The organism is Streptomyces sp. NPDC031479, from assembly GCF_055581065.1.
Genome location: NZ_JBVIKC010000030.1, coordinates 68,034 through 93,381, shown reverse-complemented (window position 1 = coordinate 93,381; position 25,348 = coordinate 68,034). Strand labels below are relative to the sequence as shown.

At 72.6% G+C, this 25,348-nt stretch carries 25 protein-coding genes; 1 reads left to right on the top strand and 24 read right to left on the bottom strand.

Annotation, left to right across the window (positions count from 1 at the left end):
* Positions 1–85: 85 nt before the first annotated feature.
* The 18 genes from ACZ5D2_RS28010 to proS all read right to left on the bottom strand — a co-directional run bounded on the left by ACZ5D2_RS28010 (position 86) and on the right by proS (position 14,761).
* Positions 86–643 carry a TetR/AcrR family transcriptional regulator gene (locus tag ACZ5D2_RS28010; RefSeq protein ID WP_468933020.1) on the bottom strand — a complete coding sequence of 186 codons (558 nt, stop codon included), beginning with the start codon at positions 641–643 and terminating at the stop codon, positions 86–88.
* 63 nt (positions 644–706) lie between these two features.
* Positions 707–1,543 carry an RNA polymerase sigma factor WhiG gene (gene whiG / locus ACZ5D2_RS28005; protein ID WP_371676458.1) on the bottom strand — a complete coding sequence of 279 codons (837 nt, stop codon included), beginning with the start codon at positions 1,541–1,543 and terminating at the stop codon, positions 707–709.
* 209 nt (positions 1,544–1,752) lie between these two features.
* Positions 1,753–2,904 (bottom strand): DNA-processing protein DprA, encoded by a 1,152-nt coding sequence (gene dprA / locus ACZ5D2_RS28000; RefSeq protein WP_468933017.1) that lies wholly within the window; start codon positions 2,902–2,904, stop codon positions 1,753–1,755.
* Between the two features lie 59 nt (positions 2,905–2,963).
* Positions 2,964–4,589, bottom strand: a complete 1,626-nt coding sequence (locus tag ACZ5D2_RS27995; protein ID WP_371676459.1) for a YifB family Mg chelatase-like AAA ATPase — start codon at positions 4,587–4,589, stop codon at positions 2,964–2,966.
* Positions 4,589–4,960, bottom strand: coding sequence for a YraN family protein (locus tag ACZ5D2_RS27990; protein ID WP_371676460.1), 372 nt, complete (start codon positions 4,958–4,960; stop codon positions 4,589–4,591). The genes ACZ5D2_RS27995 and ACZ5D2_RS27990 overlap by 1 nt, the downstream gene beginning before the upstream one ends.
* A 117-nt stretch (positions 4,961–5,077) precedes the next feature.
* Positions 5,078–5,386 (bottom strand): DUF2469 domain-containing protein, encoded by a 309-nt coding sequence (locus ACZ5D2_RS27985; protein ID WP_003965949.1) that lies wholly within the window; start codon positions 5,384–5,386, stop codon positions 5,078–5,080.
* 55 nt (positions 5,387–5,441) lie between these two features.
* Entirely contained in the window at positions 5,442–5,960 is a 519-nt protein-coding gene (locus tag ACZ5D2_RS27980) for an NUDIX hydrolase (protein ID WP_371676461.1), read from the bottom strand.
* Positions 5,950–6,711: a signal peptidase I gene (gene lepB / locus ACZ5D2_RS27975; RefSeq protein ID WP_371676462.1), complete on the bottom strand. Its 762-nt coding sequence runs from the start codon at positions 6,709–6,711 to the stop codon at positions 5,950–5,952. Before lepB (ACZ5D2_RS27975) ends, ACZ5D2_RS27980 begins: the two co-directional genes overlap by 11 nt.
* Before the next feature lie 42 nt (positions 6,712–6,753).
* Entirely contained in the window at positions 6,754–7,656 is a 903-nt protein-coding gene (gene lepB, locus ACZ5D2_RS27970; RefSeq protein WP_266842600.1) for a signal peptidase I, read from the bottom strand.
* 114 nt (positions 7,657–7,770) lie between these two features.
* Positions 7,771–8,721: a signal peptidase I gene (gene lepB, locus ACZ5D2_RS27965; RefSeq protein ID WP_468933002.1), complete on the bottom strand. Its 951-nt coding sequence runs from the start codon at positions 8,719–8,721 to the stop codon at positions 7,771–7,773.
* The gene (gene lepB / locus ACZ5D2_RS27960) at positions 8,714–9,508 is read right to left on the bottom strand and encodes a signal peptidase I (RefSeq protein WP_468933000.1); all 795 of its coding nucleotides are present in this window, start codon (positions 9,506–9,508) and stop codon (positions 8,714–8,716) included. The genes lepB (ACZ5D2_RS27965) and lepB (ACZ5D2_RS27960) overlap by 8 nt, the downstream gene beginning before the upstream one ends.
* Before the next feature lie 44 nt (positions 9,509–9,552).
* Positions 9,553–9,903, bottom strand: a complete 351-nt coding sequence (gene rplS, locus ACZ5D2_RS27955; RefSeq protein WP_030227407.1) for a 50S ribosomal protein L19 — start codon at positions 9,901–9,903, stop codon at positions 9,553–9,555.
* Positions 9,904–10,036: 133 nt separating this feature from the next.
* Positions 10,037–10,858, bottom strand: coding sequence for a tRNA (guanosine(37)-N1)-methyltransferase TrmD (gene trmD, locus ACZ5D2_RS27950; RefSeq protein WP_468932997.1), 822 nt, complete (start codon positions 10,856–10,858; stop codon positions 10,037–10,039).
* Complete coding sequence (rimM, locus tag ACZ5D2_RS27945) at positions 10,858–11,427, bottom strand: ribosome maturation factor RimM (protein ID WP_468932994.1); 570 nt, start codon at positions 11,425–11,427, stop codon at positions 10,858–10,860. Before rimM ends, trmD begins: the two co-directional genes overlap by 1 nt.
* A gap of 167 nt (positions 11,428–11,594) precedes the next feature.
* A complete protein-coding gene (locus ACZ5D2_RS27940) occupies positions 11,595–11,834 on the bottom strand; it encodes an RNA-binding protein (RefSeq protein ID WP_042810017.1) in 240 nt (79 codons plus the stop codon).
* 2 nt (positions 11,835–11,836) lie between these two features.
* Positions 11,837–12,277 (bottom strand): 30S ribosomal protein S16, encoded by a 441-nt coding sequence (gene rpsP, locus ACZ5D2_RS27935; RefSeq protein WP_266784074.1) that lies wholly within the window; start codon positions 12,275–12,277, stop codon positions 11,837–11,839.
* A gap of 267 nt (positions 12,278–12,544) precedes the next feature.
* Positions 12,545–13,144, bottom strand: coding sequence for a hypothetical protein (locus ACZ5D2_RS27930; RefSeq protein WP_280918391.1), 600 nt, complete (start codon positions 13,142–13,144; stop codon positions 12,545–12,547).
* A gap of 204 nt (positions 13,145–13,348) precedes the next feature.
* A complete protein-coding gene (proS, locus tag ACZ5D2_RS27925) occupies positions 13,349–14,761 on the bottom strand; it encodes a proline--tRNA ligase (RefSeq protein WP_371676466.1) in 1,413 nt (470 codons plus the stop codon).
* 131 nt (positions 14,762–14,892) lie between these two features.
* Here proS and ACZ5D2_RS27920 point away from each other — a divergent pair, with 131 nt between their 5' ends.
* Positions 14,893–15,573: a methyltransferase type 11 gene (locus ACZ5D2_RS27920; protein WP_468932990.1), complete on the top strand. Its 681-nt coding sequence runs from the start codon at positions 14,893–14,895 to the stop codon at positions 15,571–15,573.
* A 34-nt stretch (positions 15,574–15,607) separates the two neighbouring features.
* Here the strand turns inward: ACZ5D2_RS27920 and ftsH are convergent, their stop codons facing one another.
* The 6 genes from ftsH to nsdA all read right to left on the bottom strand — a co-directional run bounded on the left by ftsH (position 15,608) and on the right by nsdA (position 25,285).
* Entirely contained in the window at positions 15,608–17,431 is a 1,824-nt protein-coding gene (ftsH, locus tag ACZ5D2_RS27915) for an ATP-dependent zinc metalloprotease FtsH (protein ID WP_371681146.1), read from the bottom strand.
* Positions 17,432–17,660: 229 nt separating this feature from the next.
* Positions 17,661–19,232, bottom strand: coding sequence for a signal recognition particle protein (gene ffh, locus ACZ5D2_RS27910; RefSeq protein WP_371676468.1), 1,572 nt, complete (start codon positions 19,230–19,232; stop codon positions 17,661–17,663).
* A gap of 183 nt (positions 19,233–19,415) precedes the next feature.
* Positions 19,416–21,860, bottom strand: a complete 2,445-nt coding sequence (locus ACZ5D2_RS27905; RefSeq protein WP_371676469.1) for a [protein-PII] uridylyltransferase — start codon at positions 21,858–21,860, stop codon at positions 19,416–19,418.
* Between the two features lie 17 nt (positions 21,861–21,877).
* The gene (locus ACZ5D2_RS27900) at positions 21,878–22,216 is read right to left on the bottom strand and encodes a P-II family nitrogen regulator (RefSeq protein ID WP_030227390.1); all 339 of its coding nucleotides are present in this window, start codon (positions 22,214–22,216) and stop codon (positions 21,878–21,880) included.
* Complete coding sequence (locus ACZ5D2_RS27895; RefSeq protein ID WP_371676470.1) at positions 22,213–23,559, bottom strand: ammonium transporter; 1,347 nt, start codon at positions 23,557–23,559, stop codon at positions 22,213–22,215. The genes ACZ5D2_RS27900 and ACZ5D2_RS27895 overlap by 4 nt, the downstream gene beginning before the upstream one ends.
* 229 nt (positions 23,560–23,788) lie before the next feature.
* Complete coding sequence (gene nsdA, locus ACZ5D2_RS27890) at positions 23,789–25,285, bottom strand: transcriptional repressor NsdA (protein WP_371676471.1); 1,497 nt, start codon at positions 25,283–25,285, stop codon at positions 23,789–23,791.
* Positions 25,286–25,348: the final 63 nt, after the last annotated feature.

The window sequence follows — 25,348 nt, the reverse complement described above, 5'->3', positions numbered from 1 at the left end:
GTACTGGACGTACTTGGGCTTTCGGTCGGTGCGGCGAGAGTGCGTGCCGGGCGTCGCGACGCCGCGGAGATCCGTCAGACACCCCCTAGCCGCGCACGCCCCGCAGGGCCATGGCGACGGCGGCCTCGGTCACCACGTCGGGCGCCTCGGCCGCGCCGAGCTCGATCCGGCGCACCGCGGCGTCCACGACGCCCTGCAGCAGCATCGCGGCCAGCCGCGGCTCCGTGTGGCCCAGGGCGCCGAGGGCCTCGACGACCATCGCGACCAGGCCGCCGTGCGCGGCGCGGATCTTCTCCCGCGCGCCCGCGTCCAGCTCACTGGCGGAAATGGCCACCACCGCCCGGTGCCGGCGGTCCCCCACCAGCCCGAGCTGGCTGCGCACGTACGCCTCGATCTTCGCCCCGGGCGTCTGCGCCGCCTCCATGGCGGCTTCGATCTCGGCGGCCCACACGGGGAAGTCCACCGCACACAGCTCTTCGACCACGGCCGCGCGCGACCGGAAGTACTCGTACACGGACGACCGGGCTAGCCCGGTCCGCTCCGCGAGGGCGGGGAAGGTCAGGGCTTCCGTCCCGCCTTCCGACAACAGGGAGCGCGCAGCGTCCAACAGGGCGCCGCGCTGCATCGACCGGTGCTCGGCCACGGAGGCCGCTCGAATCCTGGGCACGTCACCACTGTACGGAGGGTGTGCAAGGCCGGTGCCGGGTCAGCGGCCGACGTCGGCGAGCTTGGCCCTCAGCTGGAGCACGGACTTGGTGTGGATCTGGCTGACGCGGCTCTCCGTCACGCCCAGCACGTTGCCGATCTCGGCGAGGGTGAGGCCCTCGTAGTAGTAGAGGGTCACGACCGTCTTCTCCCGCTCGGGGAGCGTGTTGATCGCCCGTGCGAGCAGTCGGCGCAGTTCCCGGTCCTCGGCCACCTCCACGGGGTCGTCGGCGGCGTGGTCCTCCAGGGTGTCCATCAGGGAGAGCCGGTCGCCGCCCTCCCCGCCGACGTGCAGCAGCTCTTCGAGGGCGACCACGTTGGCCAGGGACAACTGGCTGAAGACCGTGTGGAGTTCCTCGACCCCGATCCCCATCTCACCCGCGACCTCGCCCTCCGTCGGGGTCCGCCGCAGCTGGGCCTCCAGGGTGGCGTAGGCGCGCTCCACGGCCCGCGCCTTCTGCCGCACGGAGCGCGGGATCCAGTCGAGCGCCCGCAGCTCGTCGATCATCGCGCCGCGGATCCGGGTGATGGCGTACGTCTCGAACTTGATGGACCGTTCGATGTCGAACTTCTCGATCGCGTCGATCAGGCCGAAGACCCCGGAGGAGACGAAGTCGGCCTGTTCCACGTTGGGCGGCAGGCCGACGCTGACCCGGCCCGCCACGTACTTCACCAACGGCGAGTAGTGCAGGATCAGCTGCTCCCGCAGCCGTTCGTCGCCCGACTCCTTGTATGAGCGCCAGAGCACCTCCAGGGACGAGGGCGCGGTGGACCGCACGCTGCCACGGGCAGCGGGGGGCACCGCAGCGCGGTCGGACCCTGAGGTGTGCTGGGGCATGCTTCGCCTTTGCCGGAGCCGGATTCCTTGGGAGCGTAGCGTGACGGAAGTGTCGCGGTGCGCGAAGAGTACGGGATGGCGCGGGGGCGCAGCGGCGCCCGGACTCGCACGGGCGGCCCGGGACCGGCGCCTGGCGCTCGGCCCCGGCGGCTGCCACCGGGAAGACCGCGTCTCTCATCGGCTTCACTCTTTCACCGGAACGCCCCAGGTCAATGACCGCCTCGCCGGGTGGCCCGGGATTGCGCCCCCTCTCGTGGCGGGCGCGGGGTCAACCGCCAGTCGTCGCCCTGCCGTTCGACGAACCCCAGAGAGTGAAGTTCGTACAGTCTGCCGATGACTTCATCGGTGCCGGTGGCCGCGGCGAGGGAGATCTCCTCCAGCCGCGCGGGCCGGCCGGCGGGGAGCGCGTCGAGCACGCGCACGGTGTCCGGGGGCAGGAGGTCGCGGGCGAGCACCGGTCCGCGGCGCACGGGTGCCAGCTCGCCGATGTCGCCGACCAGTTCCACCACCTCGGCGGCGTCCGTGACGAGCTGCGCCTCGCCGCGCAGCAGCTCGTGCACCCCGGCGGAGAGGCCGCTGGTGGCGGGGCCGGGGACGCCCATGGTGAGGCGGCCGAGCCGCTGGGCCCGGCGGGCGGTGACCAGAGAGCCGCTGCGGTGGGCCGCCTCGACGACCACGGTGCCCCGGGTGAGGGCGGCGATGACCCGGTTGCGCAGGACGAAGCGGCTCGGGGTGGGGTTGCCGCCGGGCGGCAGCTCCCCCAGCACCAGCCCCTGACGGGCGATCCGGCCGAGGAGCCCGGCGTGGCCACGGGGGTAGCTCACGTCCACTCCGCAGGCCAGCACCGCGACGGTGGCGCCACCGGTGCCGAGGGCGCCCCGGTGCGCGGCGCCGTCGATCCCGTACGCGGCGCCGGAGACGACCACCCAGCCCCGTTCGGCGAGCCCGGCGGCGAGGGTCTGCGCCATGTGGGCCCCGTACGGGGTGCACGCGCGGGCCCCGACCACGGCGACCGAGCGCAGGGCCCAGGTCCGCAGGTCGGCGCCGCCCCGCAGCCACAGCCCGACGGGCCGGGCGTCCCCGAGGTCGTCCAGCTGGGTCGGCCACTCCGCCGAACCCGGCGGGACGAACCGGCACCCCACCGCGGCAGCCTCCGCGAGGTCCCGCCGGGGCTCGGCGAGGGCGGCCCGTCTGCGGTACCCGGCGATCCGCTCGGGTCCGACCCCGGTCAGCGCGCCGTGCCCCGGGCCGTCGCCGGTCAGGAGCCGCATCAGCCCGACGGCCCCGTGCTCGCGCAGCCACCGGCCCCCGCACTCGTCCCCGGGTTCCAGCACCCGGGTCAGCGCGACCCGCGCCAGCATCTCCGCCCCGGGCGGCCCGTCGCACTGCGGGACCTCCGCGTCCCCCGCCCCGTCGGCGGTCACCGCTGCGCCCCCGAGGCCATGGCCGCCCCGCGGGCGATCCCGGTGCGCAGTTCCAGCGCGACGGCCACGTCCAGCGCGTCGGGGCGGTCGCGGCCGCGCAGGTCGGCCACGGTCCAGGCGACCCGTAACACCCGGTCCAGGCCCCGCGCGGTCAGCAGTCCGCGCTCCATGTCCCGCTCGGCCCGGGCCAGTGCCCCGGGGCCGGCCGGCCAGCGGGTGCGCAGCTCGTGCCCGGGCACCTCGGAGTTCAGCCGCCAGGGCGTGTCGGCGAGCCGGGCGGCGGCCCGGTCGCGGGCCTCGCGGACCCGGGCGGCGACGGTCTCGGTGCTCTCCCCCCTGCCGCCCTGCCCGAGGAGGTCGGAGCGGGTCACGGGCTCGACCTCGACCCGCAGGTCGACCCGGTCCAGCAGCGGCCCCGACAACCGGGCCTGGTAACGCCGGATCACGGCGGCCGGGCATTCGCAGCCGGCGCCGTGCAGGGTGTGCCGCCCGCACGGGCAGGGGTTCGCGGCGAGGACCATCAGGAAGCGGGCCGGCAACCGGACCACCCCGGCGGCACGTGCGATGACCACGTGCCCCGCTTCGAGGGGCTGCCGCAGGGCGTCCAGCACCTTCCCGCTGAACTCCGCGGCCTCGTCCAGGAACAGCACGCCCCGGTGGGCCAGCGAGACCGCCCCGGGCCGGGGAATCCCGGCGCCGCCGCCGACCAGGGACTGCATCGTCGCGGAGTGGTGCGGGGCGCAGTACGGGGGCCGCCCGACCAGGGGTTCGCCGGGCGGCAGGATCCCCGCGACGGAGTGGACGGCGGTCACCTCCAGGGAGTCCTGCCGGTCGAGCGGGGGCAGGAGCCAGGGCAGCCGCTCGGCCAGCATCGTCTTGCCCGCGCCGGGCGGCCCGCTGAGGAAGAGGTGGTGGCCCCCGGAGGCGGCCACCTCCAGGGCCCGGCGGGCCGCGTACTGGCCGGCGACGTCGGCGAGGTCGGGCACCTCCGCGGCGTCACCCCCGCCCCGGGCCAGGCCCGTACCGAGTCCGGCGCCCGGCACCACCAGCCCCGCCAGTATCGGGTCGGGGCGTCCCGGCCGGTCCGGCGGCTCCTCGTCGGGCACCACCTCGTCGGTCAGGACGGCGATCAGCTGCCGCAGGCTGCGCACCCCGAGCACCGCGACGTCCGGGACCAGCCCGGCCTCACCGGCGCACTGTTCGGGCACCACCACCTGCCGGTACCCGGCCTCGGCGGCCGCGAGCACCGCGGGCAGGATCCCCCGCACCGGCCGGACCCGGCCGTCGAGGCCCAGCTCCCCGATGAGCACGAGGTCGGCGATCGCCCCGGGGTCGACCACCTCGGCGGCGCCCAGCACCGCGACCGCTACGGCGAGGTCGAAATGGGCGCCCGCCTTCGGGACGGACGCCGGGCTGAGCCCGACCGTGAGCTTCTTCTGCGGCCACTGGGCGCCGGAGTTCACCACGGCGGCCCGCACCCGGTCCCGGCTCTCGACCAGGGTCTTGTCGGGCAGCCCCACCAGGGTGAATGCGGCGACCCCCGGCTCCAGGTCGGCCTGGACCTCGACCAGTACGCCCTCGACGCCCACCAGGGCCACCGAGCAGGCCCGTGCGAAACCCATCAGGCCACCCCCCTGACGTGCTCCACCCGCGGCGCCCCACGGCGCGGCAGCAGCACTCCGACGAGGTCGATCCGCACCCCGCCCGGGGGCGGTCCGCCGTGATCGGCGAGCCAGCGCCCGGCGAGCCGTCGCAGCCGCTCGGCCTTGGCGGCCCGGACCGCGGCCATGGGGTGCTCGAAGACCCCCTGGCGGCGCGTCTTGACCTCGCACAGGACGAGGGCGTCCCCGTCCCGCGCGACGATGTCGACCTCCCCGCCCCGGCACCGCCAGTTCCGGGCGATCACCGTCATCCCCGACTCGGTCAGCCTCCGCACGGCGAGGTCCTCGCCGTACCGTCCCAGCGCCTGTCGTGCCACGCCCTTCGCGTTCATCCGGCACCACCTCCGGCACCGAGGTTCCCGTGTCCGGACGCACCGAGTGGATCTTGGTGGACAACCGGGGCGTTGTGGAAAACCCGCTCACCCCCAGGGGTGAGCGGGCGGGGCGGATCAGCCGCCCGGGAGTTCGAGGTCGCTCTTGTTGAGCTCCTCGATGTTCACGTCCTTGAAGGTCAGCACCCGTACCTGCTTGACGAAGCGCGCGGGCCGGTACATGTCCCAGACCCAGGCGTCCGCCATCGAGACCTCGAAGAAGACCTCCCCCTGGACCGAGTGCACCTGCATCTCGTAGTCGTTGGTGAGGTAGAAACGGCGTTCGGTCTCGATCACGTACTTGAACAGCCCGACGACGTCGCGGTACTCCCGATAGAGCTTCAGCTCCATCTCGGTCTCGTACTTTTCGAGGTCCTCGGCACTCATGGCATGTTCCCCTTCAGCCGTGCGTCCCCCTATTGTGCGCCAGCGCCACGGGCCCCTAAACGATTTCCGGGGCCAGGACCACCGGAGCACCCGGAGGACCGTCGTCGAGCAGCGTGCGCAGCAGCTCGGCGAGTCTGGTCGGGTACACCGTCTCATGGGCCGCCAGCAGTTCCTCGGAGGTCCACCACCTCGCTCCCGCGACGCTGCGCCGCTCCAGCTCGGTGAGGCCGCCCATCTCGATCGCGGTCCGGGCGGTACGGGCGAGGAAGTACCACTCGTCCTGTTCCCAGCGTCTCCCGTCGAAGGGGAAGGCGCAGTACCGGTGCCACAGCACCGGTCCCAGCTCGACCTCTGTGATCCCCGTCTCCTCGGCGAGTTCCCGCAGCGCCGCCTGCTCCCGGCTCTCGTCGCCCTCCAGCCCTCCGCCGGGCGTGAACCACCAGTCGGCGGCGGGATCGTCCGGTTCGAAGCCGTGCAGCAACAGGATCCGGTCCTCGGGGTCCAGCAGGATGACCCGGGAGACCTTCCGCGGCTCCGGGTCCGGATGCCCGTCGGCGCCCGGCTCAGCGGGCACCGGAGGTCTCCCGCCGCCCGCGCCCCAGGATCCGTACGAGGGGTCCGTAGGCGGCCCCCAGCACCACCAGGAGGGCTCCGGCCACCACCGCCGCCACCTGGAGCCGCAGGGGTCCCGGGGCGGAGATCCCACCGGGCAGCGAGGCGTACGCCCGCGGCCGCTCCACCATGGTCATCGACGGCCAGGCCAGCGCGTCGACCCGGGCCGACACGGCCGACCGGGGCACGGTGCCCTGGCCGGCCTCCTGGAGGTGCGCGCGGGAGTCGAGCGAGGCACCGCGATGGTCACCGAGCAGGAAGAGGTTGCCCTCGGGCACCTTCACCTCGTACGGGGCGCCGGCCGTCCCGAGCGCCGCCCCGGCGCTGCCCGCCCGGTCGAGGTAGGGCTCGTCGAGCTCCTTGCCGTTCACGGTCAGCCGGCCGCCCTGGTCGCAGCAGCGGACGGTGTCGCCGCCCACGGCCACGACCCGCTTGACCATCGGCGAGCCGCTCCACTCCGTGTCGGTGAAGACGACGATGTCGCCGCGGCGCACCTGATCGCCGTCGATCCGCTGTGCCAGCACCCGGTCGTTCGGCCGCACCGTCGGCACCATCGAGTCGGTCGGCACCGTGTACGGCTGGTACACCAGGGCCCCCCAGACGAAACCACCGAGGAAGAGCACGAAACCGATGGCCACGGCGAGCCCCGACAACACGTTGCCGAGGCCGCCGCGGCCACCGGTGGTCCCGCGTCCTGCCTGTGTTCCGCCCATTGCAGCGCCCCCGCCTCGGAGATCGTCGACCTGGGCGGCACCCTACCGGGCGGTACGCCCGGTAGTCAGCCTCCTCCTGCGCCACAGCACCACGGGCACCGCGCCCGTGAGGCCCAGCGCCGCCGGGCCGAGCCCGACCGGGGCGAGGCCGGAGGCCCCGAGGCCGAGGGCGGTCGCCGCCGCCTGGTGGTTGATGCCGGGCTGGTCGAAGGTGTCCGGAACCGGGAGGGTGGCCCAGCGGGTGAGCGGCCACGCGACCACCACGGCCCGCCCGACGACCTTGTCGACCGGCACGAAGCCCTGGGTGGAGTCCTGCATGTGGTAGCGGGAGTCCTGGGAGTTCTGGCGGTGGTCGCCCATCACCCAGATCTTGCCCTTGGGCACGGTGATCGGGCCGAAGGGGGCGTCGTCGCAGGCGGTGTTGCCGGGGTAGATGTACGGCTCGTCCAGCGCCTTGCCGTTGACGACGACCGGTCCCCCCTTCTTGCACTCCACGGTGTCCCCGCCGATGGCGATGGTCCGCTTGATCAGGTCCTTCTCCTCGGCGGACGGCATCAGGCCGATCCAGCTGAGGGCCTTCTGCACGATGTTCGGCTCAGGGGTGGGCTCCCCCGCCAGCCAGCTCGCCGGATCGTGGAAGACGACGACCTCGCCGCGCTCGGGCTCCGAACCGAACCACGGGGTCAGCTTGTCCACCAGCACCCGGTCGCCGCGCTGCAGGGTGTTCTGCATCGAATCGGACGGGATCGAGAACGCCTGTACCAGGAAGGTCTTGATCAGCAGGGCCAGCAGGAGGGCGATACCGATGAGGAGCGGGAGCTCCTTCCAGAAGGACCGCTGCGGCCGCGCGTCCGCGTCGCCCGTCTCGGCACCGGTCTCGCGCTCGACGGCATCGTCCGGCCGCTCCTCGCCCTCATCGCGTCCGGACCGCGCGCCTACCGCCACGTCCCCCACATCCACTCCTCGTTCGGAATTCGCGTCCCGCGCCGGATCGGTCGACGGGCCCTCCCCTCCCTTAACGAGCGGGAGTTCCCTAAGGCGCGGGAGACCGAGGACACACTATGCGAACGCCGTGCCCCGACGGCGCCCAAGGCGTCCGCGCCGCCGACCGGTTCGCGCCGGATCCGGCACCTGCAGGAAGGTCGCCGGCTGTTCCAGCCTGCGCCAGTGGTCGAAGGGCCAGGCGATCACCACCGCCTGCCCGACCACGCCGTTCTCGTCGATCGTGCCGTCGAAGGCCTCGTCGAGGTGGTAACGGGAGTCGGCCGAATTGGCGCGGTGGTCACCCATCACGAAGAGACGTCCCTTCGGCACGTGCACCTCGAAACGGATCTCGGACGGGGCGTTGCCCGGTGACACGTACGGCTCATCGAGCGGCGCGCCGTTGACGGTCACCCGGCCCCGCGCGTCGCAGCACTTCACGGTGTCCCCGCCGACGCCGACGACCCGCTTGATGAGGTCCTGCTCGTCGGCGGACGGCAGCAGGCCGATGAAGGTCAGGGCCTCCTTGATCTGCTTGATCCCGGCAGGGTCCTGGTCCGGCTGGGCGGCCTCGCCCTTGAGCCAGCCTCCCGGGTCCTTGAACACGACGACGTCGCCGCGTTCGACCTTGGAGCCGAACCACGGGGTGAGCTTGTCCACCAGCACCCGGTCGCCGATCCGGATCGTCTGCTCCATCGAGCCGGACGGGATGAAGAACGCCTGCACCAGGAAGGTCTTGAGCAGCAGCGCGATGCACAGGGCGACGACCACCAGCAGCGGGAGCTCGCCCGCCCGGCGGGTGCGCCGGCGCCGCCGGACCCGGCGCGCCAGCCGGCGCCGCTCGGCCCGGCCACCGGGCTCCGGCGCGGCGGGTTCCTCCCCGGAGCCCCCGGAGGAAGCGGACCCGGACCCGGACTCGGACGCGGACCCGGGGGAAGGAGCGGGCTCGGGAGCGGGCCGCGCGGCCGGATCCGGTTCCGGCTCGCGCCCCTTGTCCCGACCGCCCCTCGGGCGTCCCCGGCTACCCATGGGAGCCGCCGCCGACCCGGGACCACGCCCCCGCGCCGTCGGGCAGCGAGCCCCAGCGCGTCACCGGCCAGCCGAGCCAGTCGGCCCGTCCGATCACCTTCTCCACCGGCACCATCCCGCCGCCCGGCTCCCCCAGGTGGTCCCGGGAGTCACGGGACTGGGAGCGGTGGTCGCCCATGACCCACAGGGTCCCCAGCGGGACCACGATCCGGAAGGGCACCGCGGAGGGCGCGTCGCCCGGGTGGAGGTAGGGCTCGTCGACCGCGACCCCGTTGACCTTGATCCGGCCGGCCACGTCGCAGCACACCACGTCGTCCCCGCCGACGCCCACGACCCGCTTCACGAAGTCCGTCTCCGCGGGCTCCGCGAGCCCGAGCGCCGAGAACGCGCCGTGGACGGCCTCGCCGACCGGGTTGCCCGCGGGACGTTCGCGCACGAAGGAGCCGGTCCCGTCGAAGACGACCACGTCCCCGCGCTTCGGCTCCTGGCCGAAACGGTACGCCAGCTTGTTGACCAGGACCCGGTCCCCGACCTTCAGGGTCGGCTCCATCGAGCGGCTGGGGATCAGGAACGGCTGGACCACGAAGTCGGCGAACAGCAGCAGGAAGACGGTGCAGGCCACACCGAGCAGCCCCGCCCGGCGCCAGGACGACGAGCGTCCGCCCCATCCGGAAAACCGTCCGGAAAACCGTCCGGAAAACCGTCCGGAAAACGCAGAACGCGGCCCCTCCTCCCCCTGCTCGGGGGAGGAGTGGCCGCGCTGTGTGAGCTCTGCTTCGGTGTCCATCGGGGGCGAGCCTATCCGGCCTTCCCGTGGACCCGGAGAGGAGATCAGCGGTCGCGCTTCTCCTTGATCTTCGCGGCCTTGCCGCGGAGCTCACGGAGGAAGTACAGCTTGGCGCGACGCACGTCACCGCGGGTGACGAGCTCGATCTTCTCGAAGATCGGGGAGTGCACGGGGAAGGTGCGCTCGACGCCGACGCTGAAGGAGACCTTGCGAACGGTGAAGGTCTCGGAGACGCCAGAGCCCTGGCGACGGATGACAACGCCCTTGAACTGCTGGATACGGGAGCGGTTGCCCTCGATCACGCGGACGTGCACGTTGATCGTGTCACCCGGGCGGAAGGCCGGGACGTCCGTGCGCAGGGAGGCGGCGTTGACGCCATCGAGCAGGTGAGACATGTTCTTCGTCTGCTTTCTTCGCACGACGCCACAGGTCGCCGGTGCGGATTTCCGTAGAGAATTCGGGAGCCGTGGCACTTCGCGGACGACGGTCCCCCTGTGGCAGGGGCGTACGCGAGCACACAGCAGCCGCCTATTCTTCCACGGCCTGCGGCCTGCGCCAAAATCGGCCGTCGGCGGTGGGCTTCCAGCCCAGGATGCTCAGGATCTCCCGGTCCTTCTTGTCGAAGGCGGAGGCCTCGCAGCGCTCGATCAGGTCCGGGCGGTTGCGCGCCGTCCGGCGGAAGGCCTCGTCCCGGCGCCACCGTGCGATCTTCCCGTGGTGGCCGCTGAGCAGCACCTCGGGGATCCCGCGCCCGCGCCACTGCGGGGGCTTGGTGTAGACGGGGCCCTCCAGCAGGTTGGCCATCTCGCCGGGCGCGAAGGAGTCGTCGCGGTGCGATTCCGCATTGCCGAGCACCCCCGGCAGGAGCCGGGCCACGGCCTCCGTGACGACCAGGACGGCGGCCTCGCCGCCCGCCAGGACGTAATCGCCGATGGAGACCTCGTAGACCGGCATCCGCGTCGCGTACTCGTCGATGACGCGGCGGTCGATGCCCTCGTACCGGGCCGGGGTGAAGATGAGCCACGGGCGCTCGGAGAGCTCGACGGCCAGTTCCTGGGTGAAGGGACGGCCGCTGGGCGTCGGGACGACCAGGACCGGACCGCGGGCTCCCGCCTCGTAGCCGTCGGCGAGTGCCGAATCCAGGGCCTCGCCCCACGGGTCGGTCTTCATGACCATGCCCGGTCCGCCGCCGTACGGGGTGTCGTCGACCGTGTTGTGCCGGTCGTACGTCCAGTCCCGCAGGTCGTGAACGTGTACGTCGAGCTGGCCGCGCGCCCGCGCCTTGCCGACGAGGGAGACGTTCAGCGGCTCCAGGTACTCGGGGAAGATCGTGACGACGTCCAGCCGCATCAGGCGTCGTCCCCGCCATCGGCCCCGGCGTCGGCGTCGCGCGTCGACACGATCTCGGCGCGGTCGTCGATCAGCCCGGGCGGCGGGGTGATGACGCAGCGCTGCTCCTCCAGGTCGATCTCGGCGACGATCTCCTCGACGAAGGGGATCATGACCTCGCTGCCGTCCGGGCGCTCGACGATGAAGAGGTCCTGGGAGGGCAGGTGGGAGATCTCCGTGATCCGGCCGACCTCCGTGCCGTCCTCGAGCACCACGTCCAGGTCCATCAGCTGGTGGTCGTAGTACTCGTCCGGCTCCTCCGGCAGCTCCGCCGGGTCGACGTCGGCGATCAGCAGGATGTTGCGCAGCGCCTCGGCGCCGGTGCGGTCCTTGACGCCCGCGAAGCGGAGCAGGAGCCGGCTGCTGTGCACCCGGCCCGCCTCGATGGTCAGCGGACCCGCCGACGCCGGGTCGGTCCGCAGGACGGCACCGGGGCTGAGCCGGAGCTCCGGCTCGTCCGTCCGCACCTCGACGGTGACCTCACCCTTGATCCCGTGGGCGCGGCCGATCCGCGCGACTACCAGCTCCACTGTGCGTCTCTTCCCCTTTTCACGGCCGGACCGCCGCCGCTCGCGCGGAGGTGGTACCTCCGCGTCGTGGTTTCTCCATCAATGGTCGCTCTGCTCACGCGCAGAAACGACTCGGGCCGGGGAGGGCGACGAACGCCCTCCCCGGCCCGTGCCGGTGATTCAAATGCTCAGCGGACCTGGTCCACGTCGACGAGGTCGACGCGGATCCCACGGCCGCCGATGGCGCCCACGACGGTACGCAGCGCACGTGCGGTGCGGCCGTTGCGGCCGATCACCTTCCCGAGGTCTTCCGGGTGGACCCGGACCTCGAGCACCTGTCCGCGGCGCAGGTTGCGCGAGGCGACCTGCACGTCGTCGGGGTTGTCCACAATGCCCTTCACGAGGTGCTCAAGAGCCTCCTCGAGCATGATCAGGCCTCGGTCGACTCGGCGGCGGCCTCAGCCTCGTCCGCCTTCTTGTCGGCCTTCTTGGCCTTCTGCGTGATGGCCTCGCCCTTGGTCTCGCCGATGCCCTCGAGGGCCTTGGCGAACTCGTCGAAGGAGCGACGCTTGCTCTCCTTCGTCGCCGGCTGGAGCAGCGGCGCGGGGGCCGGGAGGCCCTTGTGCGCCTGCCAGTCACCGGTCAGCTTCAGGATGGCGAGAACGGCCTCGGTGGGCTGGGCGCCAACGGACAGCCAGTACTGCGCACGCTCGGCGTTGACCTCGATGCGCGACGGGTTGTACGTCGGGTGGTAGATACCGATCTCTTCGATCGCGCGACCGTCACGGCGGGTGCGGGCGTCGGCGACGACGATGCGGTAGTGCGGCTGGCGAATCTTGCCGAGGCGCTTGAGCTTGATCTTGACTGCCACTGGAGTGGTGTCTCCTGAACTTGACGTGGTTGGGCACATGAGATGCCACGTGGGGTTGCGGTACTCGGGTGCCCGATGGACGCGTCAGCCGGAGGAGAGAGGGGTCCTATGCGACTGTCGAGTACAGCTGTCCATTGTGCCACATGCCTGCGGCGCTTCTCACGGGGAGGGGCGATCGGTGGCGTGCGGCAGCACGCCACCTGGCCGCCGCCCCGTCGGCGGGCCCACGCCCGACCGCCGCCCCCGTACGGCCGTGGGGCCGCGGGCTCAGGAGGCGGCCGCCGAAACCGCGACCTCGGGGATGCGGAACGGCTTCATGCAGCCGCCGCACACGATCGGCGCCTGGGCCAGCACGGACGGGACCACCCGGACGTTGCGCCCGCAGTCGCAGACCGCCTTGACCCGTACGCCGCCGCCGGAGGAGCCGTGCCGGGCGGCCGGACCGCGGAAGCTGCGCTTGGTGTCGGCGGCCGTGGCCGCCGTGTGCGCCTTCAGTGCGCGCTGGAGCCGCTCCATGGTGGGGCGGTAGCGCTTCTTGGCCTCGGGATTGAGGGAGACCAGGGAGAACCCGCTGCTGGCGTGCGGCTCCTCCGAGTGGTCCAGCCCCATCTCCTCGGCGATCGCCAGGAATCTGCGGTTGTGGTAGCGGCCGGCTCGCGAGGTGTCACGGACACCGCGGGCGGCGGCGATGCCGTGGACTGCCTCGTGCAGCAGTCGCTCGAAGGAGAGTTCCGCGCCGCAGGCGGACGAGGACTCTCCGATCAGGGACTCGGGCGCGGCAAGGTCAGGCAGCTCGGGGTGGTACCGCTGAATGTCGGCCCACGCCTGCGCCAGCTCTGCGGCGAGAACAGGTGGTGTCGTGCTCACGTCGTGACAACGAGCCGGGGTGCCCCGGTGTTCCGATTCCGGGCCATTCCAAATTTTTTGCACGTACCAGTCAGTTCACTCTGATGCGTCCCGACGAGGACGGGTGCGTAGATCTCAGGAGGAGTCGGTACGTAACGAAGACCGGCAATGGCCACGCCCCCGGCGCGCGGCCGAAGCCGCACGCCGGGGGCGTGATGAAGTGCGTCAGTACGAGCGCGCGACGATGGCGAGGGTACCGGGAGCGTCGTCCGTCTCCGGAACCGACCCGTCCGCCGCGATCAGGCAGCGTACGGAGACGGCCTGCTCGGCCAGCTTGGCCTCGCCCTCGGGGCCCAGGTCGGCCCACGGGATGCGCGCCCAGCCGCCGGCGACGGCGGCCTCGGCGGCCTCCTCGATGGTCGAGACGTCCGACGTACGGGCCTCGCGGCGCTCGCGGGACTCGCGCAGCAGCTGCGCCTGGTCCTCTTCGAGGACCTTGGGCAGCAGGTCGGCGAGGGCGTCGATCTGCACGGGGGTCTTCCCGCCCGGGATCCGGCGGGCCAGCATCGCGGTGCCGGCCTCCAGGTCGCGGGGGCCGATCTCGATGCGGACCGGTACGCCCTTGAGCTCCCAGTCCACGGCGCGACGGCCGAAGGGGGTGTCGACGCGGTCGTCGACCTGGACGCGGATGCCGGCGGCCTTCAGCTGCGCGCCCAGCTCGCGGACCTTCGCCACGGCCTCGTCGCCCTTGATCGCCATGACGACGACCTGGACGTGCGCGAGGCGCGGCGGGACGCGCAGGCCGTTGTCGTCACCGTGGGACATGATCAGACCGCCGACCATGCGGGTCGAGACGCCCCACGAGGTCTGCCAGACCAGCTCCTGCTTGCCTTCCTTCGACAGGTACTGGGTGTTGAAGGCCTTGGCGAAGTTGGTGCCGAGCTCGTGGCTCGTACCCAGCTGGAGCGCCTTGCCGTCGCCCATCATGCCTTCGAGGGTGAGGGTGTTGATGGCGCCGGCGAAGCGCTCCTTGGCGGTCTTGCGGCCGAGCACGACGTCGATGCCGAGCACGTTCGTCATGAAGTCGCCGTAGACGTCGCGGTGGATGCGGGCGGCGTATTCGCGGGCGTCCTCGTACGTCGCGTGGGCGGTGTGGCCCTCCTGCCAGAGGAACTCGCTCGTACGGAGGAACACGCGGGGGCGCATCTCCCAGCGGACCACGTTGGCCCACTGGTTGATCAGCAGGGGCAGGTCCCGGTAGCTCTGGACCCACTTGGAGAAGTAGTCGTTGATGATCGTCTCGGAGGTGGGCCGGACGACGACCGGCTCCTCCAGCTCCTTGCCGCCGCCGTGGGTGACGACCGCGAGCTCGGGGGCGAAGCCCTCGACGTGCTCGGCTTCCTTCGTCAGGTACGACTGCGGGATGAACAGCGGGAAGTACGCGTTCTGGGCACCCGCGTCCTTGATGCGGGCGTCCATCTCCTGCTGCATCCGCTCCCACAGGCCGTAGCCGTACGGTCGGATGACCATCGTGCCGCGGACCGGACCGTTGTCGGCCAGCTCGGCCTTGTTGATCAGATCCTGGTACCAGCGGGGGAAATCCTCCGCCTGCGGGGTGAGAACGGGTGCCTTTGCCATGGCGCGAATGGTACGGCGCCGGGCGCACCGAGCGTGAATCGGGTGGCGCACTCCTCTGGACGCGGGGGCGAATGGGGAGTTCCCTGGCAACGGGGGCAAGGGGGCGAGACGGAATCAGGAGCGCTCTTTCGATGACACCGACGCCGACGGCGACGCTCGTCGCCCGGGACTGGGCGGAGATCCAGGAACGGATGCTGGTACCGCTGTACGAGGCGGTCTACGACCGGCTGGAGGTCGGGCCGGGCGACCGGCTGCTGGGCCTCGGCTGCGGGGCCGGGCTGCCCCTGCTGCTGGCCGCGGGCCGGGGCGCCGCCGCCACGGGCGTGGAGGCGGATCCGGCCCGCCGGGCGCTGGCCCGGGAACGGCTGCTGGAGGTGGTGGCGGATCCCCCGCTGCCCGCCGCGCGGCCGTACGACGTACTGCTGGCGCTCTCGCCGGCGCCGGGCGCCCTCGCGGAGGCCCTGCCGGCGGTCCGGCGGGGCGGCGCGGTGGTGCTGGCCGACTGGGGTCCGGCGGAGCGCTGCACGGTTCCGGCGGTGCTGGGCGGCGGCCCGGCGGCCCGGGACCTGGACGAGCTGGTGGCGGAGGCGGGCCTGGTGCCCGACGGGTCGGGGCGGGTGTTCTGCCCGTTCGGGTACGCGGACGTGGACAGCGCCGTACGGGGTCTGCTGTCCACCGGGCTCTACGACGCGGCGGCCGATCCCGCGCTGGCGGAGAAGGAGCTGTCCGAGGCGCTTCACCCGTACGAGCGGACCGACGGAGCCGTCTGGCTGCCGAACATCTTCCGCTACGTCGTCGCCCGGGTGGCCTGACGGCGGCCGCCGGGCGGCCGCGGGCCGCCCGGCGCTACTTCTCCAGGCGGGGGATCCCGGCCGCGGCGTACGCCGCCTTCTCGTCCAGGGTCTCGTGGGCGAGCAGGGCCTCGGCCAGGGCGTCGAGCTGCGGGCGGTGCTCGCGCAGGACGCGGCAGGCCTCCTCGTAGCACTCGTCGACGATGCGGCGCATCTCGTGGTCGACGGCGTCGAGGGTGGCGGGTGCGGCGGCGAGGCCGTAGGGGCTCTGCCCGTCGGAGGGGATGGCGGTCAGGCGTCCGACGCGCTCGCTCATGCCCCAGCGGCCGGCCATGCCGCGGGCGATGCCGGTGACCTGTTCCAGGTCGCTCTCGGAGCCCGTGGTGATGACGTCGTAGACGACGTGCTCGGCGGCCATGCCGCCCAGTGCGCCGATGATGCGGCCGCGGAGGTAGTCCTCGGTGTAGGCGTACCGGTCGGCGTCCGGGGCCGAGAGGGTGACGCCGAGCGCGCGGCCGCGGGGGACGATGGTGATCTTGCGTACGGGGTCGGCGCCGGGGCGGAGCATGCCGAGCAGGGCGTGCCCGCTCTCGTGGTACGCGGTGCGGCGGCGCTCCTCGTCGGGCATCACCAGGGACCGCTCCGCACCCAGCTGGATCTTCTCCAGGGCCTCGGACAGGTCGGCCGGGGTGACCTGGTCGCGCCGTCGTTTGACGGCCAGCAGGGCGGCCTCGTTGGCGAGGTTGGCGAGTTCGGCGCCCGTCATGCCCGGGGTGGTCCGGGCCACCCGGGTCAGGTCCACGTCGGGGGCGAGCGGGATGTCGCGGGTGTGGATGCGCAGGATGGCCGCCCGTCCGTCCCGGTCGGGCGGGGAGACGACCACCGTGCGGTCGAAGCGGCCGGGGCGGGTGAGTGCCGGGTCCAGGACGTCGGCCCGGTTGGTGGCGGCCAGCACGATCACGCCCTCGGCGCCGGAGAAGCCGTCCATCTCGGTGAGGATCTGGTTCAGGGTCTGTTCGCGTTCGTCGTGGCCGCCCACGCCGGCCCCGGCGCCGCGGGCGCGGCCGATGGTGTCGATCTCGTCGATGAAGATGATCGCGGGGGCCACCTTGCGGGCCTCCGCGAACAGTTCGCGCACCCGTGAGGCGCCCACGCCGACGATCATCTCGATGAACTCGGAGGCGGAGGCCGAGAAGAAGGGCACGCCCGCCTCGCCGGCGACGGCCCGGGCCAGCAGGGTCTTGCCGGTGCCGGGCGGGCCGGACAGCAGGACGCCGCGCGGCATCCGGGCGCCCATCCGGCGGTACTGTCCGGGGTTCTTCAGGAAGTCGACGACGTCGTTCAGCTCGCCCTCGACCTCGTCGATGCCCGCCACGTCCTCGAAGGTGGTGCGCTTGGCGCCCGCCAGCTCCACCGGCTTGGGCGGGGCCTTCCGGCCGAGGGCGCCCATGCCGCCCATCCCCGAGCCCATCCGCCGGGCGATGACCACCCACAGGAGGACCAGGAGCAGCATGGGGGCGAGGGAGAGCAGCAGATTGGCGAGGAAGCTGCGCTGTACGACGACCGGCGAGGCGGTCACGGTCACGTTGTGCTTGGTGAGGTTGGCCCACAGCTGGTCGTCGGCGAACGCGGGGCGCTGGGTGGTGAACTTGGTGTACTCGCCCTTGCCGTCGGGGAGCGGCTGCCCGGCCTTGAGCTCGCCCTGGATGGCGTCGCCCTTGGAGTAGATCTTCGAGACGTTGCCCGCGGCGACCTGCTTGCTGAACTCCGTGTACGAGACGACCGGCTCGTCGCCCTCGTTGAAGAAGGACAGGACCACGTTGGCGATCAGGTAGACGATCAGCGCGGTGAGGACCAGCCCGCGCCAGCCGCCGGGCATGCGTTTCCTGGGCGGCGGCGCGGGCGGGGCGCCTTCCGAACGCCAGGGGGTGTCGGCCCGGTCGCGCGGCGGTACGGGGGTGGGGCTGGGCACGGGGGCCTCCTTATGCCGTCCTCCCGGCCGACCTTAGGCGACAAACGGGACGTATGCCCCCGCGGGAAACGGCAGGGCCCCGGCCGTGGGTGCACGGCCGGGGCCCTCTTCGCGTACCGGGTACGCCTGCCCGGTCCTACTTCATGAACTTCTTGAACTCGTCCGGCAGGTCGAAGTCCTGACCGCCCTGGCCGCCCGCGGGGAGCCCGAACGGGTTGCCGGCGGCGGCGGGCTCGATCGCCTGCGGGCCCTGCTCGCGCCGGGCCGCTGCCGCGGCCTCCTCTTCCTTGCGCTTCATCGGGTTGCCGCTCTTGCGCTTGCCCTTGGCCTGCTTGACCTGCTTCTTCTGCCGGCCTGGGCCGCCGCCCATCCCGGGGATGCCGGGCATGCCCGGCATGCCGCCGCCCTGGGCCATGCGGGACATCATCTTGCGGGCCTCGAAGAACCGCTCGACCAGCGACTTGACGGCGCTGACCTCGACGCCGGAGCCCTTGGCGATGCGGGCGCGGCGGGAGCCGTTGATGATGTGCGGGTCCTGGCGCTCGGCCGGGGTCATCGACTTGATGATCGCGGCGGTGCGGTCCACGTCGCGCTCGTCGATGTTGTTGATCTGGTCCTTGATCTGCCCCATGCCCGGGAGCATGCCGAGGAGCTTGGAGATGGAGCCCATCTTGCGGACCTGCTCCATCTGGGCCAGGAAGTCGTCGAGCGTGAACTCCTTGGGGCCCTTGGCGAGCTTGGCCGCCATCTTCTCGGCCTCGGCCTGCGAGAAGGTCTTCTCGGCCTGCTCGATGAGGGTGAGCATGTCACCCATGTCGAGGATCCGGCCCGCCATGCGGTCGGGGTGGAAGGCGTCGAACTCGTCGAGCTTCTCGCCGTTCGAGGCGAACATGATCTGCTTGCCGGTGACGTGCGCGATGGAGAGCGCGGCACCGCCGCGGGCGTCGCCGTCGAGCTTGGACAGCACCACGCCGTCGAAGCCGACGCCGTCGCGGAAGGCTTCCGCGGTGTTGACCGCGTCCTGGCCGATCATCGCGTCGACGACGAAGAGGATCTCGTCGGGGCTGACGGCGTCGCGGATGTCCGCGGCCTGCTGCATCAGCTCCTGGTCGATGCCGAGGCGGCCGGCGGTGTCGACGATGACGATGTCGTGCTGCTTGGTGCGGGCGTACTCGACGGAGTCCTTGGCCACCTGGACCGGGTCTCCGACGCCGTTGCCGGGCTGGGGCGCGTAGACCGCGACACCGGCGCGCTCGGCGACCACGGAGAGCTGGTTGACGGCGTTGGGGCGCTGGAGGTCGCACGCGACGAGGAGCGGGGTGTGGCCCTGCCCCTTGAGCCAGAGGCCGAGCTTTCCGGCGAGGGTGGTCTTACCGGCACCCTGGAGACCGGCCAGCATGATCACGGTGGGCGCGGTCTTGGCGAAGCGCAGCCGGCGGGTCTCGCCGCCGAGGATGGAGACCAGCTCGTCGTTGACGATCTTGAGGACCTGCTGGCCGGGGTTCAGCGCCTTGCTGACCTCCTCGCCACGGGCCCTTTCCTTGACGTTCGCGATGAAGGAGCGGACGACGGGAAGCGCGACGTCGGCCTCGAGGAGGGCGATACGGATTTCCCGCGCCGCAGCGTCGATGTCCTGCTCGGAGAGGCGGCCTTTGCCCCGGAGGGACTTGAAGGTCGCGCTGAGGCGGTCGGAAAGCGTATCGAACACGGTGGTCGCGATTCCTCGGGTCGGGGGCGTGGTGGTCGTCCCCCAGGGTATCGGGCCACGCCGCCTGCCCGGCCCTGCGGGAGGCAATCCCCTGCCCGCACCCGCCCCGGCTCCCCGGGGGCGGAGCGGGGGCGGACCCCGGGGAAGCCGGAAGGGACCCGGGACAGGGCCCGGGACGGGGCCCTAGGAAAGGGCCGTCTCCACCGCGGCGGCCAGGGCCGCGGCGTCGGCCCGGGACAGTGGTTTGCCGTCGGTGTCGACCACGTACAGGGTGTCCACCGCGTTGGCGCCCAGCGTAGAGACGTGGGCGCTGCGCACCCGGACCCCGTGGGACTCCAGCGCGTGCCCGATGCGGTGCAGCAGCCCCACCGCGTCGGGCGCCCGCACCTCCAGCACGGTGGCCAGCGAGGAGACGTCGGGGACGACGGTGACCCGGGGCGGCGGCGGGACCACCCCGCGCCGCCTCGGGTACGCCGCCTCGCGGTCGGCCAGCCGCGCCGGGACGTCCAGCGAGCCGTCCAGCGCCCGGACCAGGTCGGTCCGCAGCCGGGCGGCCTCCGGCAGGGCCCCGTACTCGGCGGCCACCCGCCAGCGCAGCACCAGGGCCTCCCCCAGCCGGTCCGGCAGCTCCAGGAAGCGCAGCTCGGCCGCCCGCACGGTCAGCCGGTGCAGCGCCAGGACCCCGGCCGCCGCCGGGAGCACCCCCGGCTGGTCGGGGACGGCGACGACGAGCTCGACCCCGACGGCTTCGTCCTCCTCGCGGCGCGCGTGCAGCGCGAGCACCGGCTCCCCGGTGCGCAGGGCCTCCACCGCCAGGCGTTCCTGTTCGGTGGTCGGGATGTCCAGCTCGGAGGCGTCGGGCGGGGAGCCGCTGAGGACGGCGGCGACCCGGGCCACGAGGTCGGCCACGAGGGAGCCCCGCCAGGTGCTCCAGGCGGCGGGGCCCGTGGCGAGCGCGTCGGCCTCGGTGAGGGCGTGCAGGATCTCCAGGGTGCCGGTCGAGCCGACGGCCGTCGCCACCGCCTTCACGGTGGCGGGGTCGTCGAGGTCGCGCCGGGTCGCGGTGTCGACCAGCAGCAGGTGGTGGCGCACGAGGGTGCCGAGCACGGCGACGTCCTCGGGGTCGAAGCCCACCCGGGCGGCCATGTCGCGGGCGATGGTCTCGCCGGCGACCGAGTGGTCCCCGGGCCAGCCCTTGCCGATGTCGTGCAGCAGGGCCGCCATCAGCAGCAGGTCGGGCCGGCTCACCCGGCGGGTCAGGGCCGAGGCCCGCACGGCCGTCTCGATCAGGTGCCGGTCCACCGTCCAGGTGTGCACGGGATTGCGCTGGGGCCGGCAGCGCACCCGCTCCCAGTCGGGGAGGAGCCGGGTGATCAGCCCCTCGGCCTCCAGCGCCTCCCAGACCGCCACGGTGGGCTCCCCGGCACCCAGCAGGGTGAGCAGCTGTTCCCGGGCCTCCGCCGGCCAGGGCACGGGCAGCGGCCGGGCCCGGTCCGCGAGGCGGCGTACGGCGTGCAGCGAGACGGGCAGGCCCGCCTGGGCGGCTGCCGCGCCGAAGCGCAGGGGCAGGACCGGGTCTCGCTCGGGCCGGGCGGCCAGGGCCAGCACGGCCTCCCCGTCGGACTCCACGACGCCCTCGGCCAGCGGTGCCCGTTCGGCGGCGGGCGCGCCACGGGTGCCGAGGAGCCCGCGCAGCCGGGGCCGGGCGGTCCGGGCCCGCAGCACCCGGCCGACCTCGCGCCAGGTGACGTCGCCCGCGTAGGAGATCACCCGGGCGGCCTCGTACACCTCGCGGAGCAGGGCGTCGGCGTCGAGCAGCCCCAGCCGGGCGGCGACCTGGGGCTGCTCCTGGAGGGAGAGCCGGTCGGTGGCCCGGCCGGTGACCAGGTGCAGCGCGTCCCGGGCGTCGAGCAGCCGCCGCCGGGCGTCGGCCAGTCCCTCGCGCGGGGCGTCGGCCAGCCAGGACGCGGCGACGGCCCGCAGGGCGGTGGCGTCGCGCAGTCCGCCGCGGGCCTCCTTCAGGTCGGGTTCCAGCAGGAAGCGCAGCTCCCCGGCCCGCTCGGCGCGTTCCCGGCACAGGTCGTGCAGCTGCGGGAGCCGTTTGACGGCCTGGTTGCGCCAGTCGGCCAGGACCGAGGTGCGCAGCCCCGCGAGCAGCCCGGCGTCCCCGGCGACGAGCCGTGCGTCCAGCAGGCCGAGGTGGGCCTTGAGGTCCTCGGCGGCGGTCTTCCGGGCCTCGCCCGGGGTGCGCACCGAGTGGTCCAGGGCCAGGCCGAGGTCCCACACGGGGTACCAGAGGCGGTCGGCGAGCACACCGAGCGCCCGGGGTTCCGCCTTGCCGTCGTGGAGCAGCAGCAGGTCGAGATCGCTGCGCGGGGAGAGTTCCGCCCGGCCGTAGCCGCCGACGGCGACGAGGGCGGCGCCCCGTACGCCGGTCTCCCGCACGGCCTGCGCGAACAGCGCGGACAGCCAGTGGTCGGACAGCGCGGACAGCGCGGAACGCCGCGAGGGCCCGGACCGCGACTCCTCCTGGAGGAGTCGCAGCCGGGCCGCGGCGTACCCGCTGGGTCCCGAGCCGTCCGGGCGGTCGTCGCCGGTGCCGTCGGTGGTCTCTTCGACGCTCGTCACCCAGGAGCTCCCGTCACCTAGAGCGCGTCAGCGCCGCGCTCGCCGGTGCGGACCCGTACGACCGAGTCCACGGGGACGCTCCACACCTTGCCGTCGCCGATCTTGTCGGTGCGGGCCGCCCGTACGACGACGTCGATCACGTCCTCGGCGTCCACGTCGTCGACGAGCACCTCGATGCGGATCTTCGGTACGAGGTCCACCGTGTACTCGGCGCCCCGGTAGACCTCGGTGTGGCCGCGCTGGCGGCCGTAGCCGCTGGCCTCGGAGACGGTGAGCCCCTGGACCCCGAAGGCCTGGAGGGCTTCCTTGATCTCGTCCAGCTTGTAGGGCTTGACGATCGCGGTGATCAGCTTCATGCGTCGACCTTCTTGCTCGCTGCGGCAACGGGGGCGGGGGACGCGGCGGCGCGGGAGGAGATCCCGCCGCCGGCCCCGCTGAAGTCGTAGGCGGTCTCGGCGTGCTCGCTCTGGTCGATGCCCGAGACCTCCACGTCCTCGGATACCCGCATCCCGATGGTCTTGTCGAGGAGGAAGGCCAGGACGGCGGAGACGACGAGGGAGTAGGCGAGGACGGAGAAGACGCCGATGGCCTGCTTGCCGAGCTGGGCCAGGCCCCCGCCGTAGAAGAGCCCGGCAGCGTCGGACTGGACCCCGCCGGTCGCGAAGAGGCCGACCAGGAGGGAGCCGGCGATGCCGCCGACGAGGTGGACGCCGACGACGTCGAGGGAGTCGTCGTAGCCGAACCGGTACTTCAGGCCCACGGCCATGGCGCACAGCACACCGGCGATGGCTCCGATGGCGATGGCGCCGAGCGGGGAGCAGGAACCGCCGGAGGGGGTGATGGCGACGAGGCCGGCGACCGCGCCGGAGGCGGCGCCGAGGGTGGTGAAGGAGCCGTGGCGCAGCTTCTCGTAGCCGAGCCAGGCGAGCATCGCGGCGGCGGTGGCGACCTGGGTGTTGACGAACATGACCGCGCCGACGCCGTCGTCGTTGCCGAGCCAGGATCCGGCGTTGAAGCCGAACCAGCCGAACCACAGCAGGCCGGCGCCGAGCATCACGAGGGGGAGGCTGTGGGGGCGCATCGGGTCCCGCTTGAAGCCGACGCGCTTGCCGATGACCAGGATGACGCCGAGGGCCGCGGCACCGGCGTTGATGTGGACGGCGGTGCCGCCCGCGAAGTCGATGACGCCGAGCTCGAAGAGCCAGCCGCCGGCGCCCCAGACCCAGTGGGCGACGGGGAAGTAGACGACGGTGACCCACAGGGCGGAGAACAGCACCCAGGCGCTGAACTTCACGCGGTCGGCGAGGGCGCCGCTGATCAGGGCCGGGGTGATGACGGCGAACATCAGCTGGAAGACGGCGAAGACGTAGACCGGGATGGTGTAGCCGTCCCACAGCTCGGTGATGCCGATGCCGCTGAGGCCGACGTAGTCGGAGTTCCAGCCGATGAGGGAGCCGGAGTCGGTGCCGAAGGCGAGGCTGAAGCCGAAGAGGACCCACAGGATCGTGACGATCCCGAGGCTGATGAAGCTCATCATCAGCATGTTGAGGCTGCTCTTGACGCGGACCATGCCTCCGTAGAAGAAGGCGAGTCCCGGGGTCATCAGCATGACCAGGGCGGAGCAGATGAGCATGAACCCGGTGTTCGCGGCAGAGAGCGTCGGGGCGTCTGCCGCGAGGGTCGTGATGGCTGATGCCATCGGCGTCTCCTCGTCGTCGGTACGTTCGCGTGCGGGCGAGCGTGAAAACCTGAGCGGCGCAAGGCGTAGGCCGGGGGGCTGGCCTGGGGACTGGCCGGTTATTGGCCCTGAGATTCGCGCAGGCCGGTTTCCGGCGGCGCCGCTGGGTGTTTCGCCCCGATGACGAAGAGGTCGGGCGTGTTACGCGTCAATGAACAGAACTCGAAGGGTCCTGGATCGGTGGGGAGGGCTAGACCGCCTCGGCGGCCTCGGGAAGCCGGGACGCGAGCAGGTCGGTGAGCCGGACCACCTCGGCGACGTCGCCGTATTCACGGGCGGCGCTGTCCACGGTCTTGCGGAGCCGGGTGTTCACCCGTTCGGAGCGCACCTTTCGCGCCACGTCGAGGGCGCGGTCCACGAGGACGGTGGCCTGCTCGGGTTCCTTCTGGAGCAGGTGGACGGTGGCCATGCCGATGAGGTTCAGGGCGTACGAGCGCTGGTGTTCGTCGTCCTTGGAGAACAGCTCGACGGCCCGCGCCATGACCGGTTCGGCGAGCGAGGCGTAGGTGGGACTGCGTCCGGCCACGTAGGCCAGGTCCCGGAACGAGTGGGAGTTCTCGCCGTTGAGCTCGGCCTCGGAGAAGAAGCGGATCCAGTCGGGCTCGGGCTCGCCGTCGAAGCCGACATCGGAGAAGGTGTCCTCGGCCATCCGCACGGCCCGCTTGCAGCGGCTCGGCTGGCCCATGTTGGCGTAGGCGCGGGCCTCCATCGCATACAGCATCGCCTGGGTGCGCGGTCCGGCGCAGTCGCGGCTGCCGTACTGGGCGAGGTGGACGAGCTCCAGCGCGTCCTCGGGGCGGCCCAGGTGGATCATCTGGCGGCTCATGCTGGAGAGGATGTACGAGCCGAGCGGCTTGTCGCCGCCCTCCTTCGCGGCGTGCAGCGCGAGGACGAAGTACTTCTGGGCGGTCGGGTGCAGGCCGATGTCGTAGCTCATCCAGCCGGCGAGTTCGGAGAGTTCGGCGGCCACCTTGAAGAGCCGCTTCATGACCGGGGCCGGGTGGTTCTCCTGGAGCAGGTCGGTGACCTCGTGGAGCTGGCCGACCACGGCCTTGCGGCGCAGTCCGCCACCGCACTGGGCGTCCCACTGGCGGAACATCACGGTGGTGGCTTCGAGGAGGCCGAGTTCCGGTTCGGTCAGCCGGGGCGGCCGCTGCCCCGGCCCCCGGCCCGCGGTCCCGCCGTCGGCGCGCGCGCCCGGGTCGACGGCCGGGGAGGGGACCAGCCAGCGCTGCATGGGCTCGATGAGGGCGGGGCCCGCGGAGAGGGCGAGCGAGGTCCCGAGGAAGCCCCGGCGGGCCAGCATGAGGTCGCTGCGGGAGAACTCGCTGAGCAGTTCCACGGTCTGCGGACCCGCCCAGGGCAGGTCGACGCCGGAGACGGAGGGGGTCTGGTGGGCGGTGCGCAGGCCGAGCTGCTCGATGGCGACGACGGAGCCGAACCGTTCGGAGAACAGCTCGGAGAGGATGCGGGGCACGGGCTCGCGGGGCTGTTCGCCGTCGAGCCAGCGGCGCACCCGGGAGGTGTCGGTGCTGATGTGGTGGGCGCCCATCTGGCGGGCGCGGCGGTTCACCTGGCGGGCGAGCTCGCCCTTGGACCAGCCGCTGCGGACGAACCACGAGGTCAGCTGGACGTTCCTGTCCTCGGCGGCATCGCCACTCGTTCCGCTTGCGCCGCTGCCGCTCACTGGAACGCCCCCATCCGCATCGCTTCTTCAGCACAAACCCTGGCCGGGGCGGGCGACGCCGCC

What these genes read in the sequence shown, in the direction of transcription:
- rplS (WP_030227407.1), bottom strand. Translation starts at nt 9,903, where the DNA reads ATGTCTCACCTGCTCGATGGCGTCAACGCCGCCTCCCTGCGCACGGAC.
- ACZ5D2_RS27990 (WP_371676460.1), bottom strand. Translation starts at nt 4,960, where the DNA reads ATGAACGCGAAGGGCGTGGCACGACAGGCGCTGGGACGGTACGGCGAG.
- trmD (WP_468932997.1), bottom strand. Translation starts at nt 10,858, where the DNA reads ATGCGGCTGGACGTCGTCACGATCTTCCCCGAGTACCTGGAGCCGCTG.
- lepB (WP_468933000.1), bottom strand. Translation starts at nt 9,508, where the DNA reads ATGGACACCGAAGCAGAGCTCACACAGCGCGGCCACTCCTCCCCCGAG.
- dprA (WP_468933017.1), bottom strand. Translation starts at nt 2,904, where the DNA reads ATGCTGGCGCGGGTCGCGCTGACCCGGGTGCTGGAACCCGGGGACGAG.
- whiG (WP_371676458.1), bottom strand. Translation starts at nt 1,543, where the DNA reads ATGCCCCAGCACACCTCAGGGTCCGACCGCGCTGCGGTGCCCCCCGCT.
- lepB (WP_468933002.1), bottom strand. Translation starts at nt 8,721, where the DNA reads ATGGGTAGCCGGGGACGCCCGAGGGGCGGTCGGGACAAGGGGCGCGAG.
- ACZ5D2_RS27895 (WP_371676470.1), bottom strand. Translation starts at nt 23,559, where the DNA reads ATGGCATCAGCCATCACGACCCTCGCGGCAGACGCCCCGACGCTCTCT.
- ACZ5D2_RS27940 (WP_042810017.1), bottom strand. Translation starts at nt 11,834, where the DNA reads ATGCTCGAGGAGGCTCTTGAGCACCTCGTGAAGGGCATTGTGGACAAC.
- ACZ5D2_RS27995 (WP_371676459.1), bottom strand. Translation starts at nt 4,589, where the DNA reads ATGGGTTTCGCACGGGCCTGCTCGGTGGCCCTGGTGGGCGTCGAGGGC.
- ACZ5D2_RS27900 (WP_030227390.1), bottom strand. Translation starts at nt 22,216, where the DNA reads ATGAAGCTGATCACCGCGATCGTCAAGCCCTACAAGCTGGACGAGATC.
- ACZ5D2_RS27985 (WP_003965949.1), bottom strand. Translation starts at nt 5,386, where the DNA reads ATGAGTGCCGAGGACCTCGAAAAGTACGAGACCGAGATGGAGCTGAAG.
- proS (WP_371676466.1), bottom strand. Translation starts at nt 14,761, where the DNA reads ATGGCAAAGGCACCCGTTCTCACCCCGCAGGCGGAGGATTTCCCCCGC.
- lepB (WP_371676462.1), bottom strand. Translation starts at nt 6,711, where the DNA reads ATGGGCGGAACACAGGCAGGACGCGGGACCACCGGTGGCCGCGGCGGC.
- ACZ5D2_RS27920 (WP_468932990.1), top strand. Translation starts at nt 14,893, where the DNA reads ATGACACCGACGCCGACGGCGACGCTCGTCGCCCGGGACTGGGCGGAG.
- ftsH (WP_371681146.1), bottom strand. Translation starts at nt 17,431, where the DNA reads ATGCCCGGCGGCTGGCGCGGGCTGGTCCTCACCGCGCTGATCGTCTAC.